The organism is Thermomonas sp. (assembly GCF_047606765.1).
Classification (GTDB): Bacteria; Pseudomonadota; Gammaproteobacteria; order Xanthomonadales; family Xanthomonadaceae; genus Thermomonas.
Window position 1 is genome coordinate 1 of the sequence record NZ_JASGED010000094.1, and the last position, 6,332, is coordinate 6,332.

The 6,332-nt window shown below is 63.8% G+C and carries 6 protein-coding genes, 1 tRNA gene and 2 pseudogenes; all 9 read right to left on the reverse strand.

Going from position 1 to position 6,332, the window contains the following annotated elements; all coding sequences use genetic code 11:
- Positions 1 to 1,835 (reverse strand): annotated as a pseudogene (gene rpoB / locus QM612_RS09060) (DNA-directed RNA polymerase subunit beta); the annotation flags it as partial.
- Between the two features lie 291 nt (positions 1,836 to 2,126).
- A complete protein-coding gene (gene rplL / locus QM612_RS09065; protein ID WP_415253573.1) occupies positions 2,127 to 2,498 on the reverse strand; it encodes a 50S ribosomal protein L7/L12 in 372 nt (123 codons plus the stop codon).
- Positions 2,499 to 2,549: 51 nt separating this feature from the next.
- Positions 2,550 to 3,089: a 50S ribosomal protein L10 gene (gene rplJ / locus QM612_RS09070; protein ID WP_415253574.1), complete on the reverse strand. Its 540-nt coding sequence runs from the start codon at positions 3,087 to 3,089 to the stop codon at positions 2,550 to 2,552.
- Between the two features lie 425 nt (positions 3,090 to 3,514).
- Positions 3,515 to 4,213 carry a 50S ribosomal protein L1 gene (rplA, locus tag QM612_RS09075; RefSeq protein ID WP_415253575.1) on the reverse strand — a complete coding sequence of 233 codons (699 nt, stop codon included), beginning with the start codon at positions 4,211 to 4,213 and terminating at the stop codon, positions 3,515 to 3,517.
- A 4-nt stretch (positions 4,214 to 4,217) separates the two neighbouring features.
- Positions 4,218 to 4,646, reverse strand: a complete 429-nt coding sequence (gene rplK, locus QM612_RS09080) for a 50S ribosomal protein L11 (protein WP_415253576.1) — start codon at positions 4,644 to 4,646, stop codon at positions 4,218 to 4,220.
- A 219-nt stretch (positions 4,647 to 4,865) separates the two neighbouring features.
- Positions 4,866 to 5,441 carry a transcription termination/antitermination protein NusG gene (gene nusG, locus QM612_RS09085; RefSeq protein ID WP_415253577.1) on the reverse strand — a complete coding sequence of 192 codons (576 nt, stop codon included), beginning with the start codon at positions 5,439 to 5,441 and terminating at the stop codon, positions 4,866 to 4,868.
- 11 nt (positions 5,442 to 5,452) lie between these two features.
- Entirely contained in the window at positions 5,453 to 5,833 is a 381-nt protein-coding gene (gene secE / locus QM612_RS09090; protein ID WP_415253578.1) for a preprotein translocase subunit SecE, read from the reverse strand.
- A gap of 45 nt (positions 5,834 to 5,878) precedes the next feature.
- A tRNA-Trp gene (locus QM612_RS09095) sits at positions 5,879 to 5,954 on the reverse strand.
- A 248-nt stretch (positions 5,955 to 6,202) separates the two neighbouring features.
- Positions 6,203 to 6,332: pseudogene (locus QM612_RS09100) on the reverse strand (elongation factor Tu); the annotation flags it as partial.

The following is a 6,332-nucleotide window of genomic DNA, read 5'->3' on the forward strand; positions in this document are numbered from 1 at the left end:
CCGTACTTGTTGGTGCGGGCGAACACGGCCAGCGAGTTGATCAGGCCGATGTTCGGGCCTTCCGGCGTTTCGATGGTGCAGACGCGGCCGTAATGGGTCGGGTGTACGTCGCGCACTTCGAAGCCGGCGCGCTCGCGGGTCAGGCCACCCGGGCCCAGCGCCGAGACGCGACGCTTGTGGGTCACTTCCGACAGCGGGTTGTTCTGGTCCATGAACTGCGACAGCTGCGAGGAGCCGAAGAACTCCTTGATCGCGGCGGCAACCGGCTTGGCATTGATGAGATCCTGCGGCGACAGGCCATCGGCCTCGGCCATCGACAGGCGCTCCTTGACCGCGCGCTCGACGCGCACAAGACCCACGCGGAACACGTTCTCGGCCATTTCGCCGACCGAACGCACGCGACGGTTGCCCAGATGGTCGATGTCATCGACCGTGCCGCGACCGTTGCGGATTTCGGTCAGCACCTTGATGACATCAAGGATGTCGGAACCGGCACCCACCTCGTTGCGCAGGCGCACGGACTCTTCGTCCTTGCGATCCGCGAAGTAGCGCGCGTCGTACAGCACCGGCGCGCCAGTGACTTCCTTGCGGCCGATGCGGCGGTTGAACTTCATCCGGCCAACGCTCGACAGGTCATAGCGCTCGAAGGTGAAGAACAGGTTGTGGAACAGGTTCTGCGCGGCGTCCTTGGTCGGCGGCTCGCCCGGACGCATCATGCGGTAGATCTCGACCAGCGCTTCCAGCTGGGTCTTGGTGCTGTCGATGCGCAGGGTGTTGGAGATGTACGGGCCGCGGTCCAGATCGTTCACCCACAGGGTGCCGACGCTGGCGATGCCGGCCTTGCGCAGCTTGGCCAGGATGTCGTCATTGATTTCATCGTTGGCCGTGGCCAGCAGTTCGCCGGTCTTCGGGTCGATGACATCGTGCGACAGGATGCGGCCGACGATGTAGCTGTCCGGCACGGCGAGTGCAGACACACCGGCGGTTTCCAGCTGCTTCACATGGCGCGCGGTGATGCGCTTGCCGGCCTCGACGATGACCTTGTCGCCATCGGCCAGGTCGAAGTCCAGCGTTTCGCCACGCAGGCGCTCGGGCACCAGCTCAAGCTGCACGCCTTCGGCTTCGATGTGGAAGGTGTTGATGTCGAAGAACTCGTTCAACATCTCTTCGTTGGTGTAGCCCAGTGCGCGCAGCAGCACGCTGACCGGCAGCTTGCGGCGGCGGTCGATACGGGTGAACAGCGCGTCCTTCGGGTCGAACTCGAAGTCCAGCCACGAGCCGCGGTAGGGGATCACGCGGGCGGAGAACAGCAGCTTGCCCGAGCTGTGGGTCTTGCCACGGTCGTGGTCGAAGAACACGCCCGGCGAGCGGTGCAGCTGGGAGACGATGACGCGCTCGGTGCCGTTGACGATGAAGGTGCCGTTGTCGGTCATGAGCGGGATCTCGCCCATATAGACCTCCTGCTCCTTCACGTACTTGATCGCCTTGGTGGACGATTCACGGTCGTAGATCACCAGGCGCACGGTGACGCGCAGCGGTGCGCCGTAGCTCAGGCCACGGTTGCGGCACTCGCGCTCGTCGAACGCCGGCTCGCCCAGCTTGTAGCCAACGTATTCCAGCGCGGCGTTGCCGCTGTAGCTGCTGATCGGGAACACCGATTTCAGCGCGGCATGCAGGCCACGGTCCTCGCGCTTGGCGGGATCGGTGTGCTCCTGCAGGAACTCGCGATAGGAATCGACCTGGATGGCGAGCAGGAACGGCACTTCCAGGATCGAGCGGCTCTTGCCGAAATCCTTGCGGATGCGCTTCTTCTCGGTGAAGGAATATTTCTGGATGGCGGTGGTCATGGGGCGTGCGCCTCGTCTCTCATTCGGCCACGCATGCGCGGCCTACGGGGGAATGCCTGGAACTGACAGTGGGAAGTCGCTGGTATTGCCGGCACCAGCACGCCCTCTCCCGCTACTTCCGACTGTCAACTCGTATGGAACTGCGATGTTTCAAAGCTGCGATGTTTCGGTGGTTCCCGGTGCCGCGCGAACGCAGCCCCGTACAACGGCTAAAGGCCGGGGGCTTTCGCCCCCAGCCTTCAGTGGTCGCCGGCGTGGGCCAGACGACGCAAGGACTGCTTACTTGACTTCGACGGTCGCACCGGCGGCTTCAAGGTCCTTCTTCATCTTCTCGGCGTCTTCCTTCGACACGCCTTCCTTCACGGTGCCGCCGGCCTCGGTGAGGTCCTTGGCTTCCTTCAGGCCCAGGCCAGTGATGCCGCGAACGGCCTTGATCACTTCGACCTTCTTGTCGCCAGCGGACTTCAGGATGACGTTGAACTCGGTCTGCTCTTCGGCAGCAGCAGCGGCCGGACCGGCAGCAGCAACGGCCATGACCGGGGCGGCGGCGGAGACGCCGAACTTCTCTTCGATGGCCTTCACCAGCTCCATCACTTCCATCAGCGACTTGGCGGCGATGGCGTCGACGATTTGCTCGTTGGACAGGGACATGTGTATTACCTCTGGATGTGTTTCGTTTGGATGGGAAACGTTGTCTTGGGCTTAGGCCGGTTCGGCTTCGGCGGCGGCTTCGGCAGCCGGGGCGGCATCGCCACCACCTTGCTGGTCGGCCACGGCCTTGACCGCACGGGCAAACATCGCCGCAGGTTCGGCCAGCACGCGTGCCAGCATGCCGAGCGCCTGCTCCAGCGTCGGCAGCGAGGCCAACACTTCGACATGCGCGGGGCCGTACTGCTGGCCTTCGACCACGACCAGCTTCGGTTGCAGCTTGTCGTTACCCTTGGAAAACTCCTTGATCAGGCGACCGGCAGCGCCGGGCTCCTCGGTCGAGAACGCATACAGAAGGGGGCCGACCATCGAGTCCTTAGCGACTGCGAAATCGGTGCCTTCCACGGCGCGCGCGGCCAGCGTGTTCTTGACGACTTTCAAGTACACGCCGGTTTCGCGGGCCTTCTTGCGCATCGCGGTCATCTGTTCGACCGTGGTGCCTGCGTACTCGGCTGCGATCAGGGAGTGTGCCTTGGCGGCGACTTCGGCCACCTCGGCGACAACGTTCTGCTTTTGGGACAGATTGAGAGCCATGATCACTCCTCGATTGAATGCCGCCTGCGGCTCCAGCCGCCGACGGTCCTTGGGTGATGCCGATCCGTGGCATCTCGGGATGCGATGGGCATCCCGGCGGTGGCCTTCCTCAAGCTGTCTTGAACCAAAACATCCTGAAAGGGCGTCACCATCTACGCAGGCCAGCACCCTCGCGGATGCGGATTAAGCGATCCCGCCTTCGGCAACGGCGAATCCATGCCATGTGAGCATCCCTGCCCGTCGTTGCCTTGCGCAGACCGCACCTGCGGTCTTTGACGGCTTCCATCGCGGTCAATTGCGACGGGGCCTTCAAAATTCCTTTGCCTCGGCGCGAGTCAAACACCCTCATCCGTCTTCGGCACCTTCTCCCGCGGGAGAAGGGAAAACCACTACCCCCTCCCGCGAAGCGGGAAGGAAACAGCAAATTACTTCAGGCTCAGCGAAGCCTGATCGACGGTCACGCCCGGGCCCATGGTCGAGCTGAGCGAGATCTTCTGCAGGTACTGACCCTTCGAGGTCGCCGGCTTGGCCTTGATGAGGTCAGCCAGCAGCGCCTGCAGGTTGCCCTTCAGCGCGTCGTTCTCGAAGTTGGCCTTGCCGATGGTGCAGTGGATGATGCCGGCCTTGTCGGTGCGGTAGCGCACCTGACCCGCCTTGGCATTCTTCACCGCTTCCGCCGGGTTCGGCGACACGGTGCCGACCTTCGGGTTGGGCATCAAGCCGCGCGGGCCAAGCACGGTGCCGAGCTTGCCGACCACGCGCATCGCGTCCGGGGTGGCGATGACCACGTCGTAGTTCAGGTCGCCAGCGGTCATCTTCTCCGCCAGATCGTCCATGCCCACGGCGTCGGCGCCGGCAGCCAGCGCCTCGTCGGCCTTGGCACCGGCGGGCACGAACACGGCCACGCGCACGGACTTGCCGGTGCCGGCGGGCAGCACGGTGGAACCGCGCACCTGCTGGTCGGACTTCTTGGCGTCAACGCCAAGGCGCACGGCCACGTCGATGGCCTCGACGAACTTGGCCTTGCTGTTGTCCTTCAGGATCTTCAGGGCTTCGTCGATCGAATACGCCTTGCCCGGCTTGGTGGCGGCGAGGATCGCCTTCTGTCGCTTGTTGAGTGCCATCGTCTTAACCCTCCACCACCAAGCCCATGGAACGGGCCGAGCCCGCAATCGTCCGCACCGCCGCGTCCAGATCGGCTGCGGTCAGGTCGGGTTCCTTCGCCTTGGCGATGTCTTCCAGCTGGGCGCGGGTGACCTTGCCCACCTTCTCGGTGTTCGGGCGCTTGGAACCGGAGGTGATGCCCACGGCCTTCTTCAGCAGGATGGTCGCCGGCGGCGTCTTGGTGATGAAGGTGAAGGTACGGTCGGAGTACGCCGTGATGACGGTCGGGATCGGCAGGCCCGGCTCCAACTTCTGCGTGGCGGCGTTGAACGCCTTGCAGAACTCCATGATGTTCAGGCCGCGCTGACCCAGAGCAGGACCGACCGGCGGCGAGGGATTGGCCTGACCGGCCTTCACCTGCAGCTTGATGTAGCCAATTACTTTCTTAGCCATTGTGTTGTCTCCGGGTGCAAGCGCCTGTTTTGCAGGCTCCCCATCGTGTCGGGAACGTCATTTTCGAAAGCGATGCGTGTCCCGACGTCACGCACCACCCTGCATTCATCCGTGCCAATGGCCGCACTTGGCGGCCATTCGGTGATCCGGTTCCCCGCAGGGAGCCGGAAATGATAACAGGTTTTTCGCCACACTGCCGGGCGAGGCCCGGCGACCCGCTCAGGCCTTTTCGACTTGGGCGAACTCCAGTTCAACCGGGGTGGAGCGGCCGAAGATCAGCACTGCGACGCGCAGGCGGCTCTTCTCGTAGTTGATTTCCTCGACCACGCCGTTGAAGTCGTTGAACGGGCCGTCGGTGACCCGCACCATCTGGCCCGGCTCGAACAGCACCTTCGGCTTCGGCTTCTCCACGCCTTCCTGCACGCGCTGCAGGATGACGTCGGCCTCTTCGTCGCGGATCGGCAGCGGACGGTCGGCGGTGCCGCCAATGAAACCCATCACCTTCGGGGTTTCCTTGACCAGGTGCCAGGACTCGTTGTCCATGCGCGGGATGCCGTCTTCGGCATGGGTAGCGATCTGCACCAGCACGTAGCCTGGAAAGAACTTGCGCTCGGAGCGGCGCTTCTGGCCGGAACGCATTTCCACCACTTCCTCGGTGGGCACCAGCACGTCGCCAAAACGATCCTGCATGCCGGCCCGGGTGATGCGGTCGCGCAGCGCCTGCGCCACGGACTTCTCAAACCCGGAATAGGCGTGAACCACGTACCAGCGCTTCTGGACTTCTGAATTGCTCACTGCGGTCTCCATCAGTTGCCCAGCAGCGCCTTCACCGCGAGCTGGATGATCCAGTCGAAGGCAGCCAGGATCAGGCTGATGGTGATCACCGCAGCGATCACCACCCACATCATGCGGGTCGTTTCCTGGCGCGTCGGCCAGACCACCTTGCGCAGCTCGAAGCGCGACTCCGACAGGAACTCGCGGGTACGCGCGCCCCTGCCCGTCAGCATGAAGATGCCGACGCCAAGCAGCAGCCCCAGTACGACCACCGCCACACGGACGCCGGCCAGCCACTGGCCATCGAACCAGTAGTAGGCAAACACGCCACCCGCGGCAAGCAACAGCGCGGCGGCGTACTTCAGGATGTCCCCGGCACCGGCGGACTGGTTGGGCAGCGTATTGCTGGTCAAGACGTCTTCTCTTTTGCGCGGCCCGCGCAGAACGCGGAACCGAGGTGGCACGCCAGGAGGGACTCGAACCCCCAACCTGCGGTTTTGGAGACCGCTGCTCTGCCAATTGAGCTACTGGCGTATCGAAAAATTACCTGCCTTCCGAAAAAGGCAATGGCGGCTTGCGCCGCCTGCCCTCGTTCCAACGCGCTTGGCGGCTTGTCGGAACTGATCCCCGCTTTCGCGGGGATGATGCTGCGAAGACCAAAAGCTGGATCCCCGCCTTCGCGTGGATGACGCTGTGAAGATCAAAAGCTGGATCCCCGATAAAAGCGCTCGGGGATGACGTTCCACCTGCCGTGCGCGCCGAAGCGCGCACGGGGTGTCACGTCACTTGATGATCTTCGCCACCACGCCAGCGCCGACAGTACGGCCACCTTCGCGGATCGCGAAGCGCAGGCCTTCGTCCATCGCCACCGGATTGATCAGGCTCACCACCATCTTGATGTTGTCGCCCGGC

What these genes read in the sequence shown, in the direction of transcription:
- rplL (WP_415253573.1), bottom strand. Translation starts at nt 2,498, where the DNA reads ATGTCCCTGTCCAACGAGCAAATCGTCGACGCCATCGCCGCCAAGTCG.
- rplJ (WP_415253574.1), bottom strand. Translation starts at nt 3,089, where the DNA reads ATGGCTCTCAATCTGTCCCAAAAGCAGAACGTTGTCGCCGAGGTGGCC.
- rplA (WP_415253575.1), bottom strand. Translation starts at nt 4,213, where the DNA reads ATGGCACTCAACAAGCGACAGAAGGCGATCCTCGCCGCCACCAAGCCG.
- rplK (WP_415253576.1), bottom strand. Translation starts at nt 4,646, where the DNA reads ATGGCTAAGAAAGTAATTGGCTACATCAAGCTGCAGGTGAAGGCCGGT.